Consider the following 19,126-nt stretch of genomic DNA (forward strand, 5'->3'; position numbering starts at 1 on the left):
AGGGCGCCGGCAATGCACCACAAGGTGCCTGCTGGCGCGTGCCGGCCTAGCGCGATGGCGTAACACGATCCACCGTCCACGACCCGACCCGACCTTTCGCAGAGAGCGACGTCAGGACAATCGCCCGAGATGAAAATGGCCGCCTCTTGGGCGGCCATTTCATTTGTTCCTTGAGTGTGGCTTAGCCCAGTCGCCCTGCGGCGTGAGCAAGCATCGTATAGACCTTGCCGGTATCCGAAGTCAGATAGGACTGCGTGATCGTCTTGTCGCGATCGCCGCGGGAAACATCAGAAAGGAGCTTCTCGAAATCGGCGATATAACGATCGACGGCGGTGCGGAACTCCGGCTCGCGATCATACTTGCGCTTGATCTCGTCGAAGGTCTGCTGGCCCTTCAGCGTGTAGAGGCGGCGCGTAAAGACGTCCCGTTCGCCACGCTGGTAACGACGCCACAGATCGACCGAAGCGTCATGATCGATTGCACGCGCGATATCTACCGAAAGCGAGTTCAGCGACTCGACGACGTGGCGCGGATTGCGGCTATCGGCCGTGCGGGCAGGTGCCGCCGCGGCAGCCTCGGCGCGTGGGGCTGGTTGCCGTGCTGGAGCTTCCTCGGCGGTCTCATCGCGCGATGCACCACGCAGGAGGTCGCTGATCCAGCCGCCGCTTGCCGGGGGAGCGGCAACGGGGGTGCGCTGCGGCGTTGCGGCTGCATGCGTCAGGGAGCCACGCAGACCGAGGTTCTCGATCGGCGAGGGTGTTGCTGCCGGAGCCGGGGCGGGGGCTGCGGGAGGGGTGGGCTGGGGCGCCTGCTGGGTAACGGCCGGCTGAGCCGGGCGTGGCGCAGGCTGAGGCTGAGGCTGAGGAATGGCCCGCGGCGCAGGCTCGGAGATCTCCAGTTGCTGCGTCGAGCGGCCAACGATGTGCGAGATGTCCTGCAAAGCCTTGATCTGCTCGGCAACGGCGCGGCGCATGGCAGCAGCGCTTTCCTTGGCCTCTTCCGGAAGATCGAATGCACCGCGTTTCAATTCGCTGCGGGTCATGTCGAGTTCCTTGCGGATATCGCCGGCCGAGCGGCGGATCTCCTCGGTGGCGCCGGAGAAGCGGGATACTGCCTCCTCGACTGCCTCGCGAAGCGACTCGCGCATGGTCTGGGCAGCGCCGTCGGATGCACGACCTGCCTCGCCCAGCATACGCTCGACTTCCGACAGGGAGGCCGTCAGGCCGCCACGCAAGCGGCTGGAAAGCTCGCTGGAGCGACGTTCGGCGTTGCCGAAGGCGCCGTCGATTGTGGCATTGGCGTCTTCGCCGGCCTTGACGATCGCAGCGCGCATCGTTGAGGCAGCTTCCTCAGCCCGCTTTTCGGTTTCGGAAAGAACGCGGCCGATGTCGGAGAACGAGGATTGCACGCTTTCGCGCAGCGTTCCGCTGACCTGGTTGGAGCGCTGTTCGGCGCGGTCGAATGCGGATTCGACCATGCCGCCCAGGGCACGCATCGTCCGTTCGATTTCCTCGGAGCGCTGGACGAGTCCCACGGAAAGGTTCTGGAGGGCGCTTTCGCGATCCTCGAGCGTTGACACGAGGTTGGATTGAGCGGCTGCCAGCAGGCCGGATGCCTGGCTGAGCACCTTGGAGTGTTCGTCGAACCGGCCGATGATACCGCCGACCTGGGCAAGCGTCTGGCCCGAAATGTCCGAGAGGCGGTCGACCTTGCCTTCGAGCAGGCGCGTCGAGGCAGACACCATTTCGGCGGCCTTCTGGGCAGACTCGGTGAAGCGCGACGTCGTATCGCCGAGGCGGCCATCCACTGCCGCGAGATTTTCGGCGGCACGGCTCATCACCTGGCCCATAGCTGAGCTGTTGTCCGACAGGCGTTCGATCAGCTTGTTGACGTTGGCAAGCAGGCTGTTTTCCATCGCGTCGACGGCCGAGGATGCGCTTTCGGTCCGTGCCGTGATTGCGTTGACGAGCGCCTCATTCTCACTGCGCAGGCGCTCGGTGCTGCGTTCGGTCGCTGTCGTAATGCGCGCGGCGGCGTCCTTACCTGCTTCGGCATAGCGGTCGATCAGCGGTCGCGCCGTCTCCTCGAGAATGCGCGACAGCTCCGTGGAACGACCGGACAGCATCGAATTGAGCTCGCGGGTGCGATCGTCGAGCGTCGAGCGGATGGCGTCGCCACGCGCCTCGAGCGCCTTTTCGACATTGGTCAGCGTCGAGTCGATTTCGCGCGTGCGATCCTCGAGGTTCGAACGGATTGCATTGCCACGTGCTTCCAGAGCACGTTCGACGTCTGCCATGGTTGAGGTAATTTCCTGACTTGCGTCGGAAATCGTCGTGCGGATACCGGCACCATGGTTTTCGAAAGTCGCTTGGGCGTCGCCGAGGGCGCGGGAAATGGCGCCAACCTGGCCACTGACGAGGGTCTCGGCTTCGGCGACCTTCTTGATAATGGCATTGCCGGCTTCCGAGAAAGTCTGGGCAACGGCCGCTGCCTGGCCGGCCAAACGGTTCTGGGCGTCGGAGACGCGGCCGACGATCTGCTCGGAACGCTCTTCGATCGTGCGGGCGAACTCGTTGCTCTTGGCGTCGAGGCCTTCGGCAAACTGCTGGCCGGTGCGGCCTAGGTTTTCGGCGGCGCGGGCTGCTTCGTCGTCGATGCCCTTCGTCGTCTCGGCGACGGCGCTGCGCAGCGAAGCCGCGAGCCCGGCAGCCTTACCTTCGATCGTGCGATTGACGGCGTCGAGGCCGACTGTGAGGGCCCGGTCCATCGTGGACAGGCGCTCCTCGATGCGGACGCTGCCGCGTTCCATCGCCTCGTCGATGCTGACCGTACGGGAGTCGATCTCCGAGGTGAGGTTGGCGGTGCGGCGATCGATCGTTTCGGTAAACTTCGTGGCGCTGCCGTTGATCGCCGCAGCGATACGGTTCGTTGCGTCTTCGCCGAGCGTTCCGAGGCGGGAAATGCCGTCGGACAAAGTGCTGGAGAGGCGACCGCCAGCGGCGTCGACCTGCTCGGCCACGCCGCCGACGCCGTCACGGATGCGGTTTTCGAGGGCGGCAAGGCCGGCCTCGACGCGCGAGCCGGTTTCCGCAAAGCGGCCCGTCATGCCCTCGATCGACTGGTCGAGCTGTGAAGAGAAGGTCTCTGCCGAACGTGAGATCTCGCCAGCAGCCTCCTGGAAACGGCCGGCAATGTGACCGGTGCTGTCGCGCAGGCGGTCTTCCAGGGCCCGGCCACTGTTGTCGATCGCCTGGCGAAGCGAGACTTCATGGTCTTCCAGGGACATTTCCAGCATGCCGACGCTGGTGGCAATCGAGGCGCTGATCGTCGTCGCCTGATCGGAGAGCGTATCGCTGATACGGCTGTGGGCGTCGGTGAGGGCGAGGTTGATAGCCTGCTCGCGATCGGCCAGCGTCGAACGGATGCGTTCATGGGCCGAGTCCAAGCCGCTTTCGATACGCGTAGCGGCATTGCCGGTCAGGGCTTCGAAACGATCATGCGCAGCCGCAAGACCGCCTTCGATGCGGGCGGCAGCGTCGCCGTGCAGTGTTTCCAATTTCTGATGCGCATTGCTGAGGTTGTATTCGATGCGGGCCGCGGCGCTGCCAGCCAGCTGCTCGATCCGATCGCTGCCGCTCGACAGCGTGCCGGCAAGCGTCGATGCGTGTTCGTTCAGGGAACGCTCGAGGCGCTCCTGGCTTTCCGTGTAGGCGCTGCGGATGGCGTCCGACTTGTCGACGAGGGCGCCGGCAACCCGGGACTCGGCGCCGGCCACGGTGTCGAGCAAGGCGTTGGTGCGGGCTTCCAGTGCATCGTCAAAACGGCTCTGGCTTTCTCCGAAGGAGATCGCGAGCGCCATGGCCTTCTCGTCCAGCGTATCCGAGAGGCGGTCCTGGACCGTAGCAATCGAATTCGCGATGGTATCGACGCGCCGGGCAAGCGCCTCGTCGATGCGGCTATGACCTTCGTTCAGCGATACCGTAAGCGCCATGACACGGTCATCAAGCGCCTCGGTGATCCGGTCGTGCCCGCCGGCAAGCGAGTTGCTGATCGTTTCGGCGTGATGGCCGAGCGTGTCTTCAATGCGCGACTGGCCTTCGTTGAGGGAGATGGCGAGGGCCATTGCCTTGTCATCAAGAGTATCGGCGAGCTTCTCATGGCCGCTGGCGATCGAAGCGGCAATCGCTTCCGCACGCTTGGCGATCGCATCCTCGAAGCGGTTCTGACTCTCATCCAGCGAGATGGCCAGCGTCATGGCCTTGTCGTCGAGTGCGTCCGCAAGGCGCTCATGGCTGCCCGAGACGGCGCTGATGATTGCGTCCGAGCGGCTTGCCAGGGTGCTCTCAAAGCGGTCGTGGCTGTCGGCAAGGGCGGCAGTCAGCGCGCCTCCGCGATCGGTCATCACGCCGTCGATCCGCTCATGCGCGGAATCGAGCGCGTGCGTGATATCGGCAGCGCGCTTGGAGATCATCGTGTTCAGATCGTCGGCGCGGCCGAAGGCCGAAGTAATTTGCTCGGTGCCCGCGGAGACGGCCGAGCTGAGATCGGAGGTCGTGGACAGCAATGTTTCGCGGAACTCTGTCGCGCGTGCGGAGAGATTATTGTGGAGTTCCGAGGTGCCCGACGCAAGCGCCAGGGAGATTTCGGACGTGGCGTGGCTCAACGCCGAGGTCATGCCTGTCGTGTGGGTATGGATAGCCTCGGTGACCTCGGAGACCTTGCCTGCCAGCGAGGTTTCCATAACTTCCTGGCTGGTCGCGAGGGCAGTGGCCAGTGCGAACGATTGATCGGTCAGCGACGCGCCAAGGCGTTCGATGCTCGAGCTCAAAATGCCGTTCAGCGACTCCGAACCGCCGGTCATGGTGTCGTTGATGCGGTTGAGGCTCTCCATGAGCTTCGTGTCGAGCGAGCCGGCACGCTTGTCGAAGGCATTGGCGAATTCCGCGACGCGCTCATCGAACGAGGTCGAGAGCTGCGCGACAGTCGCTTGCAGCCGTTCGTCAAAGAAGCCGGAACGAAGGTCGAGATCCATGATGGTGTCGTCGACGCTCGACTGCAGGCTCTGGCGGAAGGTCGAACCCTTCTCGTCGAGCGCGCTGTTGAGCTTGGAGAGAACGTCATCAAGCGTGGTGCTGATCGTGCGCTCGCCACCGGTCAGGCTCTCGTTGATCTCGCGGGTGCGGGCGATCAGGATTTCGTTCAACTGGCGGGCACGGTCGTTCAGCGCGGCGTTCAGCTTCTCGGCGTTGCTGTCCATCGTGGACGCACGCGTCTCGAACTGCCGAAGGACAAGCTCTCCATGCTCGCTCAGGCTCGACGCCAGGGTATCCAGCCGCGTGTCGAATTCGTTGGTGAGTGCGAATCCGGAGGAGGTGAGCGTTTGCAGCAGTGAATCCGTCTTTGCCGCAAGCAGCGTGCCGAGCGACTGGATGGCCGATTCCGACTTTTCGGTGATCGCCGCGGCGCGCGTGTCGATCATCGAGGCGAATGCTTCGCCCGAGGTCGCAAGGCGTATCGCGATCTCTTCCGTGGCAAGAGAGAGGTCTTCCTTGAGCTGATCATGCACGCCCGAGATCGACGTGCGGATGCGCTCAGCGTGGTTGACGATCGCTTCGCGCTCCGACCCGAGTTCATGGACGAGGCCGCGCACGCGCAATTCATTGTCGGCGTAGCTGCGCTCGAGGGCGTTGACCTCGGAGTGGACGAGGGTTTCAAGCTCCGAAGCGCGTGCGATGGTGCGTTCGATGCCTTCGTTCATCGCCGAGACTTCGCGGCGAACGGCCTGGCCGACCGTCATGATGCGTTCGGAAGCGACGGTCTCGGGCTCGGAGAGGCGAAGCGCAACTTCGGCCATGGAGCGTGCTGCGTTGCGCATGTCCTGGGCGCGCGCCATCATGACGGCAAAGGCATAGAACAGCAACACCGGCACGATGATGCCGATGAGGCCGGCAACAATGCCCGGAAGAGCCAAAAGATCGGCGATCGAGCGGATCTGCCAGATCTGCGGCGAATAGAGCAGGGCCATGAGGCCGAGACCGCCGACGATCCAAAGCAGCGACACGATGGTTGCGTTGCGAACAGCCGATCGGCTGGAGCCGGTCTCCAGGGACTTGAGAAGCGTAGCCGGCGATATGCGGTTGGCGTCGTTGGCGGCGAAGGACGGGGCGCGAGACGGCTGCTCGGGCTGGCGAGGCGTATTGGCGGGGCGCACGCGCTCCTTGGAGCCTTGTTGATTGCGGGCACTCGGTGTTTCGGACAATTTGGCCTCCGGGGCGTCGGTCTTGCCGTTGCGAGACAGCGTATCGTCTTCTCCGAAGTCGATCTGGAGCGCCTCGTCCAATGCCTTGAACGCCTTGTCCTCGATCGATTCGCTGTACTTGTTGTTCGCCATTTACGTTACGCCTCGTTACATCCCAGCCGGTTCAACAACGCCTCGGGCTTCCCGCGGAGCCCGCACAAAACCTTAGCCTCTGAGCCCGCCCGTCGACATTGCCGAGGACGGATAAGCATATCATTTCAGAGTGGATAGCTGCTTTTTCATACAGACGGTATCAAAACATTACCATTATCCACTTGGCGAGCAAAGGCAGGTACCGGAAAGCTCGCCCAGTAGTATCGTAGTGACACATCCGGGACTGCTAGACAATTAACGCAATCGCTCAAATTCCCGGATAATAAGGTCTTGTTAACATCATTTAATAAAAGCGGGCCTTTGAAACCAAAGCGTTAGAGACGTTTAGCTGGCGTTAACCATACCTCAAGAAATCCGCCCTGAATGTGCCGGAATTTAACGCGATGGCCACTCGGTGCCCGCACTTTTGTGGAAAGTCGGCATGGACGACGGAGGATTGGCACATGGCAGCAGTCAGTATTGCGTTTGCGGCGCCCGACATTTGCAAGGGACCTCGGCCTTCACAGGAGCGTCCGGTAGATCTTGTGCATCTGGCAAACCAGACAATGGGCGACAAGAGCCTGGAAATCGAAGTTCTGCAAATGTTTGCGCGTCAGGCGCGGGCCTGCCTGCAGGAAATATCGTCCGGTGACGCGAAGATCGTTGAAGCCGCGGCCCATCGCCTCAAGGGCGCGGCCGGAGCGGTTGGGGCGTTTCGCGTCCATGCGGCTGCCGAGGCGCTTGAGGGCAATTGCGGCGACGCGGCCAGCATGGCGGCGGTCGGTACTGCCGTGATCGAAGCGGAGAATTTTATCCTCAAGCTTTGCCGCTGAGTTCTATAAATCTGACGGAATAGAGGCCCGCTGATCCATTTCGGAGCAGCGGGTCTTTTTGTGACCGCCAGCATGGCGCATTTTGACAAGCGCGTCGCTTCTCAATCTGTGATGAAGGACACCGAGCGGTCGATGTTGACTGCCTCGGCGATTTGTTGGAAGAAAAAATCCAAACCCTCCCATTGACGACCACCGGAAATCATCATGCCCAAACTGACCATTGTCGCCTTCGACGGCACGCGCTTCGATCTTGATGTCGATCAGGGATCGACCGTTATGGAAAATGCCGTGCGCAATTCGGTACCAGGTATCGAGGCCGAATGCGGCGGCGCATGTGCCTGCGCGACCTGTCACGTCTACGTCGACGACGAATGGACGGAACGCGTCGGCTCGCCTGAGGCGATGGAAGAGGACATGCTCGATTTCGCCTTTGACGTGCGTCCGACGTCGCGCCTCTCCTGTCAGATCAGAATGAAGGCGGCTCTGGACGGGCTCGTGGTTCACGTGCCCGAGCGGCAGGCCTGATTCCACCACAGTCCAAAAAAAGCCTCGCTTGCCGTTAGACGAGCGAGGCGAGGTAGGCGCATTACCTGCGGACGAGGGAGGATCATCCGCGGCTTCGCAACGCGCCAGGAGAACCCAGGAGCGAAAGTTCGGGCTTACGGACCTGAACTTTCGAATGTTTGAATATTACCGCGTTATGGTTGATTTAGCTAGACCGAGAAATAACCACTAAATCACTGGGGCGATTGCGGTTTCGCACAAGTTTTGTTACGCGGCTAACCTTTTGTGATCGCGTTAAGCTTGAGAATCAGCTATCTTGCGCCGCCGGATATTTTAATCCGATCGTTCAGAAGTCTCATCATTCGACTTTGAAAATTGACGGCTTCGATTCGGTCGAATCGGGCCTGCAACCTGTCGTGCTCATCGATGCCGCGGGTCGATACCTCGGTGACGAGCTCCTGCATACGCTCGCAGCTGCGCTGCGGTGGAAGTGCGAGGATCTGCTTTTCCATGACACGCGCCTGGTTTCGCGCGATCTCTGCATGGCGCTCCTCGTGCCGCTTGATGTCGCTCGCAAGTGCATCCCAGATGATTGACAACTGCTTGCTGGCACCCTTGCGGTCGGTCCAGCGGGGCAGGATTATCTGCGTATGGACGGTGACCTTGGCGCTGGAGACGCGGCAGCGCCCTCCGGCCTGAACATAGGTCGCATCGCCGCCGAAGCGGATCTTGGTCGCACCCGGGTGGCGGGCGGACGAGCCACTGGCCGTCGGCCCGTTGATGCTCAGTTGCTGGTCGAGTTGGTCCGCGGTTTTGCCCTTGATGGGAAAATAGGAATAGCTTCGCGTCGCGATTACGGTGGCGGCAGCTGGGCTGCACGCCGCTACGGCCATGGAAAAGCCGAGGAGGAGGGGCATATAACGCGGTACGGAATGCATTCTGCAGATACTCATGTTGAAGTTTGCCGGAGCTTGGGGCATAGCCACGGCCAGTGCAAGGTCATGGGCGCCTTTTTCGATCGATAGGATGAATGCCGTTGGCACAGCTTGAGAGCAGTTTCTGGCGCGTCGGGCATGGCCGCGAGATCGAACTGGGCGCGCGCGCCGTCCTTATGGCGATCGTCAACGTGACACCGGATTCTTTCTCGGACGGCGGGCGATACGAGACGGTCGATGCGGCCGTGACGTATGCGCTCCAGGCGGTAAGCGATGGCGCTGAGATCATCGACATTGGCGGTGAATCGACGCGCCCCGGCGCAGACGTCGTCACTCCACTGGAAGAACAGGCCCGGGTGCTGCCGGTGATCGAGGCGTTGCGCGGCAAGACCGATGCCTTGATCTCGATCGACACCTATCGCGCTGAGACCGCCCGGCTTGCCGTCGCTGCAGGCGCGCATGTAATCAACGACGTATTCGGGTTGCAGAAGGAGCCGGAGGTGGGAAGGATCGCAGCCGATACCAGTGCGGGACTGTGCCTGATGCATACCGGCCGCGATCGGGAGAAGCTTCCGGATGTGATCGGAGACCAGTTCTACTTCCTGGAGCGCTCGCTCGCGCTCGCTTCGGCGGCCGGCGTGCCCAAGGATCGCATCGTACTGGATCCGGGCTTCGGCTTTGCCAAGGATATACAGGAGAATGTGGAACTGATGGCGCGTTTCGGAGAACTGCGCCGCTTGGGGTTGCCGCTGCTTGCCGGCACGTCGCGCAAGCGTTTCGTCGGCGCGATCACAGGTCGGGAAGCCGCCGATCGGGATGTGGGAACGGCTGCGACAAGCGTATTGTTGCGTTTGGCGGGCGCTAGCATTTTTCGTGTACACGATGTCGCAATCAACAAGGACGCTTTGGCCATCGCCGATGCTATGCTCGCGGCGCGCTATAGCTTTGAGCAGGGACAATTGGCATGAGCACCACCTACACCATCACGCTTCAGAACTGTGCCTTCTTTGCCCGCCATGGCGTTCATGACGAAGAAGAGTTCCTCGGCCAGCGCTTCTTTGTGGATGCCGAGCTCGACGTCGTCGCCGGCGACGCCCTGGAGAGCGATTCCATCAATGACACGGTCAATTATGGCATTGCCTTCACCGTGATCGAGGAGATCGTGACGGGCAAGCGTCGCTATCTGATCGAGGCGCTTGCGCTTGATATCGCCAAAGGGCTGTGTTCGAAGTTTCCGCAAATCACGCGTGCAAAGATTACGGTGCGCAAGCCGAACGCGCCGGTGCCGGGCGTTCTGGATTTCGTTCAGGTGAGCGTCGAACACTTTGCCTGAGTCCATTTTCAAGACGGCAACACTCGGCCTTGGCGGCAATCTCGGCGAGCCTGTGCACGCGATGGCCGTGGCATTGAGGGCGCTTGACCAGCGCTCCGATTGTCGTGTGGTAGCCGTGTCGCGGCTCTATCGGACGCCGCCATGGGGAAAGACCGACCAGTCCTATTTCTTCAACGCTTGTGCTGAAATCCAGACAACGCTTGGCCCCGAGGCGCTTCTCGACGTCTGCCTCGATATCGAACGGGAGATGAAGCGCGAGCGTATCGAGCGGTGGGGGCCGCGAACGCTCGATATTGATGTCCTGACCTACGCTGATGTGGTGCAATCGGCACCGCGACTTGAGCTACCGCACCCGCGCATGACGGACCGTGGCTTCGTGCTGATGCCGCTTGCCGATTTTGCGCCTGACATGCTTGTCGAAGGAACAACCGTTCTCGAGTGGCTGGCGAAGGCCGATGTGCAGGGGATCGAAGTGGCCGATCAAAGAAGCGCTTGGTGGCATATCGCCTGAAATGCAAAAGCGGCGGAAAATCCGCCGCTTTGGAATGTCTGGGGTTGGAACGCTATTCGACAGAGCCGACCGTGATTTCGTCGACCTGGCGCGTCAGCGTCAGGCCGATGACAGGGATCATCTGGCTTTCGACCTTGACCGAAACGGTGACGTTCATGGTCTTGTCGTCACGGACACGGGCGATCATGGCGCCGTTGAGCTTGGAGCGATTGAGGCCGACGACGACGGTATCCTGCGTGACAGCACCTGACACGACGTCGAGCCCCTTGCCTTCGGCGCCGTCAAGAAACTTCCCCTTGTAGGAACTCCCCGACTGGGTGATGAGCGCGGTCATCGGCTGCTTGAAGACGCCGACCCTGCAGCTTCCGTCGAGCTTGATGCCAGCACCTCCGGCGCTCACTGGTTCGCCCACCAGATTGCAGGTGAATTTCGTGCCTTTGTACTTTCCGGCAACGATCTCGCCGGGACCGCGCCAAGTGCCGGCGACAGACTCGAAAAAGGCTTTGTCACGTGTCGCCGCAGTCGCCRACGAAGCCATGTCGGCGGCCGGTGACAACGCCACCGCAGCCAGGCCGAAAAGAAGAAGAAACTTGCGCGAATACATGGATTTTCCCTAGCGACACCATCGCTTAACTAGGTTCAAGTTTTGCCGATGAATGGTTAATGCTTGGTTTCTTTTAGGCCGAAAAGCACTGAGCAGCAAGTAATTCCGCGGCTCGCAGAGGACGGCGCGGAATGTTAGTGCGTTGAATTCTTGACGAGTATTTTGGTGCAGCGCTTCTGCCACGGCAGGCGCGACGAAAGTTTCAATTCTCAGGAATTCTTGTCGCGCGCTGTCATGGACGGTGTCAGGTCCCCGATGAAATCGCCGATTCCCGGACGTTTCAGCGCGTGAAAAGAAAGGGGACGGCAAAGATCCATCGCCGCGATCCCGATGCGGGCCGTCATCAGGCCGTTGATGACGCCTTCGCCGAGGCGCGCCGACAGCTTCGACGCCAATCCATGGCCAAGTACCTGCTGCACGAGGCTATCGCCGACCGCGATCGAGCCCGTCACGGCGAGGTGCGCCAGAACATCACGCATCAGCCGGATCATGCCCAGCGTTCCCGGCCGGCCGCCATAAAGATCCGCCATGGCTCGGACAAGCCGGGCCGCCTCGTAGAGCACGTACAGGAGATCGACGATCGCGCGCGGGCTGACCGCCGTAACGATGGAGACCCGTTTCGAAGCGTTGACGATCAAGGCCCGCGCCTGCCGGTCGAGCGGTGCCAGAAGCTCGCGTTCCGCGAGGGCGATGAGATGCGGTGGGTCGATGATGTCGCCTTCCGCCGCCTTCAACGTGGCCCGGCCCTTCGCCGTCTCCGGCTTTCCGGAGAGCAACGATTCCAGCCGCTTGACCAGCGCACGTGCCTTCGCCGACTTCGTCTCCACCATGGCGGCCTCAGCTTCCGCCTTGATTTCCTGCACGGCCGCCAACCGCATCATGCCCGCCGTTTCACGAACGACGATGGCAATCACCGCCAGAATGCCGATTGCGAGCGCTCCAAGGGCCGCATAGCCGAGCCAATCCGCGCGGCTGAAGAGATTGCGGATGAGGCTGTCGGTCCAAAGCCCGARGGCGAGGGAGAAGAGAACGCCGAAAGCGGCGGCAGCGATTTTCGCGAATGAGGTGCCACGCTTGCGCGTCAGGGCGACAGCAATTGGAGGGACATCCTTTTCGGGGTTGAGGAATGGATCGTCCTCGTCGGCGGTCAGCACGACATCGTCCGTGAAGCTACCGGGCTTTCGCGGGCTGTGTTTGGTCGTGACAGGCGTGGAGGGCGTGTCCTCCTCGTAGGAGAAGGCGGCCGGCGCGCGTCGTGCGGGGTGTTCGGAGGGCGGCTTGATCATGCGAGGCGATCTCCGAACAGAAACTGCATGGCACGGTCGAGGCGAATATGCGGGACCGAAAGCTTTATGCCGCCACCGGTCTCTTCGAGGTGCGGCGGCCGAAAACGCACAACGCTGACATCGGGCAGCACGATATTTTCTCCGGATTCGATACGCTCGAACAGGTTCTCGGGGTCTGCCGGCAGGTCGCCCGGAAAGATTGCCGTCTTCTTGTGGCCGTCAAAGCTCTCTCCACCGATGGTCTCGCCTGCCATCGGTGTTCCGACGATGACCGGGAGGTCATGGCCGTCGCGTTTCACCGTCGCTTCGCGCGTGGCGCGGACCGAAGCCAGTGCCATGACGTCGATTCCCGCGCCTGTGACACCAATGCGTTGGACGGCACGGTCGACCAGGCGGCGGGTGAGGGCGTCGAGCCGGTCATGGCTTTCATGGTGCAGGTGGTCAGCTTTGGTTGCGGCGACAAGGACGCGATCGATACGGCGGCCAAGCAGCGACGTCAGCCATGAGTTCGTGCCCGAGCGGAAGCAGGCCAGAACGTCCGTCAGGGCGCGTTCGAGGTCCTGCACGGCCTCCGGACCACGGTTGATGGCTTGCAGCGCATCGACGAGGACAATCTGCCTGTCGAGACGGGCGAAGTGTTCGCGAAAGAAGGGCTTCACGACGACGGATTTGTAGGCCTCATAGCGTCGTTCCATCATCGCCCAAAGCGATCCCTTTTGCGGCTTGGCTTCCGGCGTGAGTGCAAGCGGCGCGAAGGTCAGGGCAGGAGAGCCGTCGAGATCGCCGGGTAGCAGGAGGCGGCCAGGCGGCAGCGTGGAAAGCGAGCGTTCATCGGCTTTGCAGGCTTTCAGATAATCGGCAAAAGCGGTGGCGAGGTCGCGAGCCCGCATTTCGTCTGCCGGGGCGTTGCTATCTGTGGCGCGTGTAAGGGCAAGCCAGGCGCGTGAGAGTTCCGCACGAATGCCCGTTCCGGCCAAGGCGATCGTCTCTTCGCAAAACGTCCGATAGTCCTTTCCAAGCAACGGAAGGTCAAGAAGCCACTCGCCTGGATAATCGACAATGTCGATCGACAGGCGGCCGGGCGAGAAGAGCCGGTTCCAGCCGCTGGCGCTCTGGTATTCGAGCGTAATGCGCAGTTCAGAGATTGCTCGCGTCGAATCGGGCCAAACGCGGTCCTTCACGAGTGAGCGGATGTGATCTTCGTACTGGAAGCGCGGCACGGCATCATCCGGCTGCTGCTCAAGACGCACCGCCGAGACACGACCTGACTGCACTGGCTCGAAGAGAGGCAGCCGCCCGCCGTGCAGCAGATTGTGTAGCAGCGAGGAAATGAAGACCGTCTTGCCGGAACGCGACAAGCCAGTGACGCCAAGGCGCACCGTGGGATTGATGAGGCCCGATGCCCGGTCCGCGAAATTGTCCAGGGCGATGCGCGCGTCATCGGAGAGGGAGGTCAGGCTGGGCGGCAAGGCGGAGTTCCGGTTTCTAATCGTGACAAGCCATATAGGAAGGGCAGATCGACGCGAAAAGACGTTCCGCGAAAAGACCTTAGTCGATCACGAAATCAACGAGCTGCCAGCCTGTCAACTCGCTGTCATAGTCCAGAACCGCAAGTCCGGCAGTCGGAAAGCCTGTCGGCAGTGCCTGATGGAGCGCCTCGTGACCGATCAGCGCTTCAAGCGTCTGCTCCATGGTCGGATTGTGGCCGACAAGCATGACAGAGCCGAGCGCCTCCTGGGCGTCGATGATCTCGAGGTAGATATCAGGCGATGCATTGTAGAGTTCATCGACGAATCGAAGCTCGAGCGTGGAGCCCATGGCCCGATGCACCGCGTCGGCAGTATCGCGGCAACGCGCTGCCGTCGAGCTCAGAAGCAGATCCGGCCGGTACCCCTTGTCCGCCGCTTTGTCGGCGATGAGCTCGGCGTCTGCATAACCTTTCGCGTTCAGGGGACGGTCGAAATCACGCTGCCCGGGTGTTGCCCAAGCGGCTTCGGCATGCCGCAGCAGATAGATCCGGGAGGGTGGAGGCGTGATTGCAGCCATAGGAAAATCCACGTCGAAGGGACTTTTTCAGTAGCGGGTCGGCGGCACGCACGTCAACCGCAGCGCCAGGTGTTGCGGCCAAATCCGGGTAGGAAAGTGCGGGGTTACCGGGAGGCGAATAGGCGTTCGGGGGAATAGTGATGAGAAAATAGTCTGTTAGCTCAAAAATATGACAGATTTAAAAAACTGTTTACCTAGCGTATTTGGCTTGAATCACCAGTAGTGCTCGCGATATACACCCGCCACATGAGATCTGCTTCAGGAGAATCGCGTTGAGTGAGAAGATCGATCTTAGCAACTACGTACCCTCGGAAGAGGAAGAGTTCATGAACGGCAATCAGCGGGCTTACTTCAGAGCCAAGCTGGTCGCCTGGAAGAATGACATCCTCAGAGAGGCGCGCGAAACCCTCGACCACTTGGCCGAGGAAAGCGCAAACCACCCGGATCTTGCTGACAGGGCATCGTCCGAAACCGACCGGGCCATCGAACTGCGCGCCCGCGATCGCCAGAGAAAGCTGATTTCCAAGATCGACGCAGCACTGCAACGTATCGAAGACGGCACCTACGGCTATTGCGAGGAGACCGGAGAGCCGATCGGGCTCAAGCGGCTTGATGCTCGACCGATTGCGACGCTCTCTATCGAGGCTCAAGAGCGGCACGAGCGGCGGGAAAAAGTCTACCGGGACGAATAAGTCCCTACATACCGACAACAAAAAGGGCACCGCGACGCAAACCGTGGCGCCCTTTTTGTTTTGTTCGGTTGATCCGCTACTTGTCGCGGTTAACGCTCATCTCGCCGAAAATGCGTGCGACTTCGTTTTGAAGAGCGGCATCCGCGCCGGTGAGCGGCGCCATTTCAGGATCGCGGCGAGGCTGGTTGCCTGACGCCGGACCGGGTTTTGCGGCGGGCGCCTGTGGCGCCGGCACAATACGCTCGGCGGCAAGCGTGCTCGTCATTTCCTCTTCGAGAATGCGCTGGAAGTCGCTCGGCTGCGCGGCAGGCGCCAGCGTGCCAACCTCGACGAACGCCGATGACGGCTGTGCGGGCGCGGGAGTGCTCCGGACGGAAGGCTGCGTCACCTGCGGCTCGATGCGCTGCTGCGGCAACACGCGTTGACGGGCGGAATCGAGGATGTCTGCCGCGGCCGAGGCTTCGATCGGGGCTGGTGCCGGTCGCGGTTCAGGACGCGGCTCGAAAGACGGCGCTGGGCGTGGGGCACGCTCACGTTCGGCGATGACGGGCGCAGGCGAGGCGGGAGTCGCAACCATGACCGGTTCTGGCCTGGCTTCGATCGGCGCACGTTCGGGCACGTAGGGTTCGGATGGCGTATGACCGCGGACCGGGGGCACATACTGGGATTCGGTCGGTACGATGTGAACGGGCGCCGGCGGCTCTGGCGCTGCCTCGAGCTGTGGTGGCGCGACAGGGGCAGGAGCCGGCGCCACCAGGGCTGGGGCTGGTTGAGCAGTTGCCTCGACCGGTGCGGACTTGTCGGTGGCCTCACCAATCCTGCTCTCGATGACGATATCGGTCGGCCCGCCGATCATGATCAGATGCTCGACGTCATCCCGACGGACGAGGACGAGGCGGCGGCGCGCATCGACGGCGGCTGCATCGAGGACCTGCAGCCGTGGTTGGCGGTTGCGGCCCCCCCGAAGGAAGGGCGAAGGTGCGCGGTTACGCATGAACCAGAGCACGACGATCAGCAATAATAGAGCTATGCCAACGCCGCCGGCTGCGAGAAGGAAGCGGCTCCCATAGGCTCCCATGAGATCATCGAACATCTTGGCTTACTCCCTTCGCGGTTTTGAACCACATGGCGACTTTTACCACTTCGTAGACAAGTCGTGATGGCCTTGTCCAGTCATGCCAACCCGAAGTGGAATTCGAACATGCTTTCTTAACAACGCATTTTAATGGCGAAATTGGCGCTCTTCGTTGTGAATTCAATCAGTCTTCACAGAGAGCAGTGTTTTTGCGGAGACCGCAAATTGGTAAGAAGGAAAAGGCGCCTGATTCCTGCTTTGTCTCCCTGTTACGAGTGAAGCCCGGCAGGCCATGCGAGGGAATAGATGACGAGACCGCGTCAGGCCGACGATTATAGCGAACCGCTCTTGGACCGCGGGGGCCGCACGGGAACGGCTTTGCGGATCATCCTGCTGGCCCTTGTGCTGATCGGCGCAGCCGCGGCGTTCGTCGTTTTCAAGAGTTCTCTCGACAACGAAATGGTGCTCGGCGTTCTCGGCGTGCTTGCCATGGTCGGGATCTTCTTCCTCGTGTCGTCGGTGATCGGCTTTATCGAAGTCATGCCGCAGCGGCAGTCCGACAGCCTGGCGCGGGCATTTTTGAACAGTCACCCCGACGGCTCTCTCATCACCGACGACAAAGGCCGTATCGTTTATGCGAACGCGGCCTATGGCGAGTTGACGGGCGCTCGCAAGTCAACTGAAGTTCAGACGCTCGAAGCGCTGCTGTCGCGTCATCGGGAATCGAACGAGGCGCTCTATCGCCTTTCCAACGGGCTTCGCGAAGGCCGGGAGGGGAGCGAAGAATTCCGGCTGCTGCGGTCCCTGGGCCCCTCGACAAACGGTTCCGGAGCGCATTGGTACCGCCTGAAAGCACGGACCCTGCAGAGCGAGGAGATCGGACGCAAGCCGCTCCACATCTGGCAGATCAGCGACATTACCTCCGAGCGCGACGATCAGGAGCGGTTCTTCAAGGAACTGCAGAATGCGATCGACTATCTCGACCACGCACCAGCCGGGTTCTTTTCGGCCGGCCGCAAGGGAGAGATCTTCTACCTCAACGCAACGCTGGCGGAATGGCTTGGCATCGATCTTACCAAGTTCGTTCCGGGTTCGGTCACGATCGGCGATTTTGTCGCGGGCGAGGGGCTTGCGCTTATTCAGTCGGTGCAGGCCGATCCGGGCCTGAAAAAGACGGTGACGCTCGATCTCGACTTGAAGAAGATGAACGGCCAGAGCCTGCCGGCGCAGATCGTCCACAGCGTGACGTCAATGCGCGATGGCGCTCCTGGAGAGAGCCGGTCGATCGTACTGACGCGGCAGAAGAGCGGCGAGAACGATCAGTCCGCCTCGGCGGCTGCGATGCGATTCACCCGCTTTTTCAACAACACGCCGATGGCGATTGCCTCGGTGGATGGGGCAGGCAGGATCCTGCGAACCAATGCCCCATTCCTGAAGCTGTTTTCGGGTATCGTTTCCCGAGACGATGTCGAGAACGGCGCACTGCTCGAAGTCATTGTGCAGGACAGCGACAAATCCAAACTGCAGCAGGCGCTCGCGGCGGCGAAGGACCGCCAGGGCGATATCCCGCCGATCGATTCGCGCACGCCGACCGATGAAGCACGCCATTTCCGCTTCTACGTCAACGCGGTGATCGACCAGAGCGACGAGACGCCGGAAGAGGCGGCGATTGTCTATGCCGTCGAGGTGACTGAGCAGAAGGCGCTCGAAGCGCAGATGGCGCAGACGCAGAAGATGAATGCGGTCGGCACACTCGCGGGCGGGATCGCGCACGACTTCAACAACGTCCTGACCGCGATCCTGCTGTCCTCCGATCATCTGCTGCTGCAGGCCCGGCCGGCGGACCCTGGCTTTGCGGATCTGATGGAAATCAAGCGCAACGCCAATCGCGCGGCCGTGCTCGTGCGGCAACTGCTGGCGTTCTCGCGCAAGCAAACGATGCGGCCGACGGTGCTCAATCTCACCGATGTGGTTGGCGACCTCAGGATGCTGGTCGATCGCCTGCTGTCCGGTACCAACGTAAAGCTCGACGTCGAGTATGGCCGTGATCTCTGGCCTGTGAAGACCGACCTGTCGCAGTTCGAGCAGGTGCTGATAAACCTCTGCGTCAACGCGCGAGATGCGATGCCGCAGGGCGGGAAGCTGACGCTTCGCACGAAGAACGTGACGGCGGCAGAGGTGGCGGCTTTCAACTATTCCTACATGCCGCATGAGGACATGGTCCTCATCGAGGTCTCGGACAACGGGACCGGCATTGCGCCTGAGATCATGGACAAGATTTTCGAGCCCTTCTTCACGACGAAAGAAGTGGGCAAGGGAACGGGCCTTGGCCTCGCGATGGTTTACGGCATCGTCAAGCAATCGGGCGGCTACATTCAGCCGGAGTCGGAAGTTGGCAAAGGCACGACGTTCCGCGTCTTCCTGCCGCGCCACATTGTCGAGCCAGCGGTTGCCGCGGAAGGCGATGCCGTCACGCCTACTATCGGCACACCTGCGGAACAGGCGCCCACCGCGGTGGAGCAGCCCGAGGATCTGACAGGCTCGGCTGTGATCCTGCTGGTCGAGGATGAGGAAGCGGTGCGTCGCGGCGGCAAGCGCATGCTTGAGACGCGCGGCTATACAGTTTACGAGGCCGGGTCCGGCGTCGAGGCGCTCGATATCATGGACGAGCTCGCGGGTAAGGTCGACATTGTCGTTTCGGATGTCGTGATGCCGGAGATGGATGGTCCATCGCTGCTGCGCGAACTGCGCAAGAACTATCCGAACCTGAAATTCATCTTCGTTTCAGGCTATGCCGAAGACGCGTTTGCCCGCAACCTGCCGCCGGATTCCAAGTTCGGCTTCCTGCCGAAGCCGTTCTCCCTCAAGCAGCTTGCCGTCGTCGTCAAGGAGACGCTGGACAGTTAAGGGGCGCCG

The 19,126-nt window shown here is 61.6% G+C and carries 14 protein-coding genes; 7 read left to right on the forward strand and 7 right to left on the reverse strand.

Going from position 1 to position 19,126, the window contains the following annotated elements:
* Positions 1 to 181 precede the first annotated feature (181 nt).
* Positions 182 to 6,391 (reverse strand): apolipoprotein A-IV repeat region-like domain-containing protein, encoded by a 6,210-nt coding sequence (locus AC1DE4_RS05090; protein ID WP_477880357.1) that lies wholly within the window; start codon positions 6,389 to 6,391, stop codon positions 182 to 184.
* 464 nt (positions 6,392 to 6,855) lie between these two features.
* On the opposite strand from AC1DE4_RS05090, the gene AC1DE4_RS05095 reads away from it, so the two are divergent.
* Together AC1DE4_RS05095 and AC1DE4_RS05100 are read left to right on the forward strand one after the other, a co-directional pair.
* Entirely contained in the window at positions 6,856 to 7,224 is a 369-nt protein-coding gene (locus AC1DE4_RS05095) for an Hpt domain-containing protein (protein WP_025661679.1), read from the forward strand.
* Between the two features lie 204 nt (positions 7,225 to 7,428).
* The gene (locus AC1DE4_RS05100) at positions 7,429 to 7,749 is read left to right on the forward strand and encodes a 2Fe-2S iron-sulfur cluster-binding protein (RefSeq protein WP_018854842.1); all 321 of its coding nucleotides are present in this window, start codon (positions 7,429 to 7,431) and stop codon (positions 7,747 to 7,749) included.
* A 290-nt stretch (positions 7,750 to 8,039) separates the two neighbouring features.
* Here the strand turns inward: AC1DE4_RS05100 and AC1DE4_RS05105 are convergent, their stop codons facing one another.
* A complete protein-coding gene (locus tag AC1DE4_RS05105; RefSeq protein WP_025661680.1) occupies positions 8,040 to 8,666 on the reverse strand; it encodes a DUF922 domain-containing Zn-dependent protease in 627 nt (208 codons plus the stop codon).
* 92 nt (positions 8,667 to 8,758) lie between these two features.
* Between AC1DE4_RS05105 and folP the strand changes: the two genes are divergently transcribed.
* From folP to folK, 3 genes are read left to right on the forward strand one after another with little or no spacing between them, the layout of a single operon-like run.
* Entirely contained in the window at positions 8,759 to 9,631 is an 873-nt protein-coding gene (gene folP, locus AC1DE4_RS05110; RefSeq protein ID WP_018854844.1) for a dihydropteroate synthase, read from the forward strand.
* Positions 9,628 to 9,996, forward strand: coding sequence for a dihydroneopterin aldolase (gene folB / locus AC1DE4_RS05115; RefSeq protein ID WP_025661682.1), 369 nt, complete (start codon positions 9,628 to 9,630; stop codon positions 9,994 to 9,996). Before folP ends, folB begins: the two co-directional genes overlap by 4 nt.
* Entirely contained in the window at positions 9,989 to 10,507 is a 519-nt protein-coding gene (gene folK / locus AC1DE4_RS05120) for a 2-amino-4-hydroxy-6-hydroxymethyldihydropteridine diphosphokinase (protein ID WP_477880360.1), read from the forward strand. Before folB ends, folK begins: the two co-directional genes overlap by 8 nt.
* A gap of 52 nt (positions 10,508 to 10,559) precedes the next feature.
* Here the strand turns inward: folK and AC1DE4_RS05125 are convergent, their stop codons facing one another.
* From AC1DE4_RS05125 to AC1DE4_RS05140, 4 genes are all read right to left on the reverse strand, one after another.
* Positions 10,560 to 11,111: a hypothetical protein gene (locus AC1DE4_RS05125; protein ID WP_477880362.1), complete on the reverse strand. Its 552-nt coding sequence runs from the start codon at positions 11,109 to 11,111 to the stop codon at positions 10,560 to 10,562.
* Positions 11,112 to 11,320: 209 nt separating this feature from the next.
* The gene (locus AC1DE4_RS05130) at positions 11,321 to 12,397 is read right to left on the reverse strand and encodes a YcjF family protein (protein WP_477880364.1); all 1,077 of its coding nucleotides are present in this window, start codon (positions 12,395 to 12,397) and stop codon (positions 11,321 to 11,323) included.
* Entirely contained in the window at positions 12,394 to 13,866 is a 1,473-nt protein-coding gene (locus AC1DE4_RS05135) for a YcjX family GTP-binding protein (protein WP_025661685.1), read from the reverse strand. The genes AC1DE4_RS05130 and AC1DE4_RS05135 overlap by 4 nt, the downstream gene beginning before the upstream one ends.
* 79 nt (positions 13,867 to 13,945) lie before the next feature.
* Positions 13,946 to 14,443: a SixA phosphatase family protein gene (locus AC1DE4_RS05140; RefSeq protein ID WP_018854849.1), complete on the reverse strand. Its 498-nt coding sequence runs from the start codon at positions 14,441 to 14,443 to the stop codon at positions 13,946 to 13,948.
* Positions 14,444 to 14,715: 272 nt separating this feature from the next.
* On the opposite strand from AC1DE4_RS05140, the gene dksA reads away from it, so the two are divergent.
* Entirely contained in the window at positions 14,716 to 15,135 is a 420-nt protein-coding gene (gene dksA, locus AC1DE4_RS05145) for an RNA polymerase-binding protein DksA (protein ID WP_007532954.1), read from the forward strand.
* Positions 15,136 to 15,211: 76 nt separating this feature from the next.
* Here the strand turns inward: dksA and AC1DE4_RS05150 are convergent, their stop codons facing one another.
* Positions 15,212 to 16,228 carry a flagellar biosynthetic protein FliO gene (locus AC1DE4_RS05150; RefSeq protein WP_025661686.1) on the reverse strand — a complete coding sequence of 339 codons (1,017 nt, stop codon included), beginning with the start codon at positions 16,226 to 16,228 and terminating at the stop codon, positions 15,212 to 15,214.
* 288 nt (positions 16,229 to 16,516) lie between these two features.
* Here AC1DE4_RS05150 and cckA point away from each other — a divergent pair, with 288 nt between their 5' ends.
* Positions 16,517 to 19,117, forward strand: a complete 2,601-nt coding sequence (gene cckA, locus AC1DE4_RS05155; protein WP_025661687.1) for a cell cycle histidine kinase CckA — start codon at positions 16,517 to 16,519, stop codon at positions 19,115 to 19,117.
* Positions 19,118 to 19,126: the final 9 nt, after the last annotated feature.

This window comes from Rhizobium sp. 10N414, from assembly GCF_056394785.1.

Coding starts and splice junctions, on each gene's coding strand:
- AC1DE4_RS05090 (WP_477880357.1), bottom strand. CDS start 6,391: ATGGCGAACAACAAGTACAGCGAATCGATCGAGGACAAGGCGTTCAAG.
- AC1DE4_RS05095 (WP_025661679.1), top strand. CDS start 6,856: ATGGCAGCAGTCAGTATTGCGTTTGCGGCGCCCGACATTTGCAAGGGA.
- AC1DE4_RS05100 (WP_018854842.1), top strand. CDS start 7,429: ATGCCCAAACTGACCATTGTCGCCTTCGACGGCACGCGCTTCGATCTT.
- AC1DE4_RS05105 (WP_025661680.1), bottom strand. CDS start 8,666: ATGCATTCCGTACCGCGTTATATGCCCCTCCTCCTCGGCTTTTCCATG.
- folP (WP_018854844.1), top strand. CDS start 8,759: ATGCCGTTGGCACAGCTTGAGAGCAGTTTCTGGCGCGTCGGGCATGGC.
- folB (WP_025661682.1), top strand. CDS start 9,628: ATGAGCACCACCTACACCATCACGCTTCAGAACTGTGCCTTCTTTGCC.
- AC1DE4_RS05140 (WP_018854849.1), bottom strand. CDS start 14,443: ATGGCTGCAATCACGCCTCCACCCTCCCGGATCTATCTGCTGCGGCAT.
- AC1DE4_RS05150 (WP_025661686.1), bottom strand. CDS start 16,228: ATGTTCGATGATCTCATGGGAGCCTATGGGAGCCGCTTCCTTCTCGCA.
- cckA (WP_025661687.1), top strand. CDS start 16,517: ATGACGAGACCGCGTCAGGCCGACGATTATAGCGAACCGCTCTTGGAC.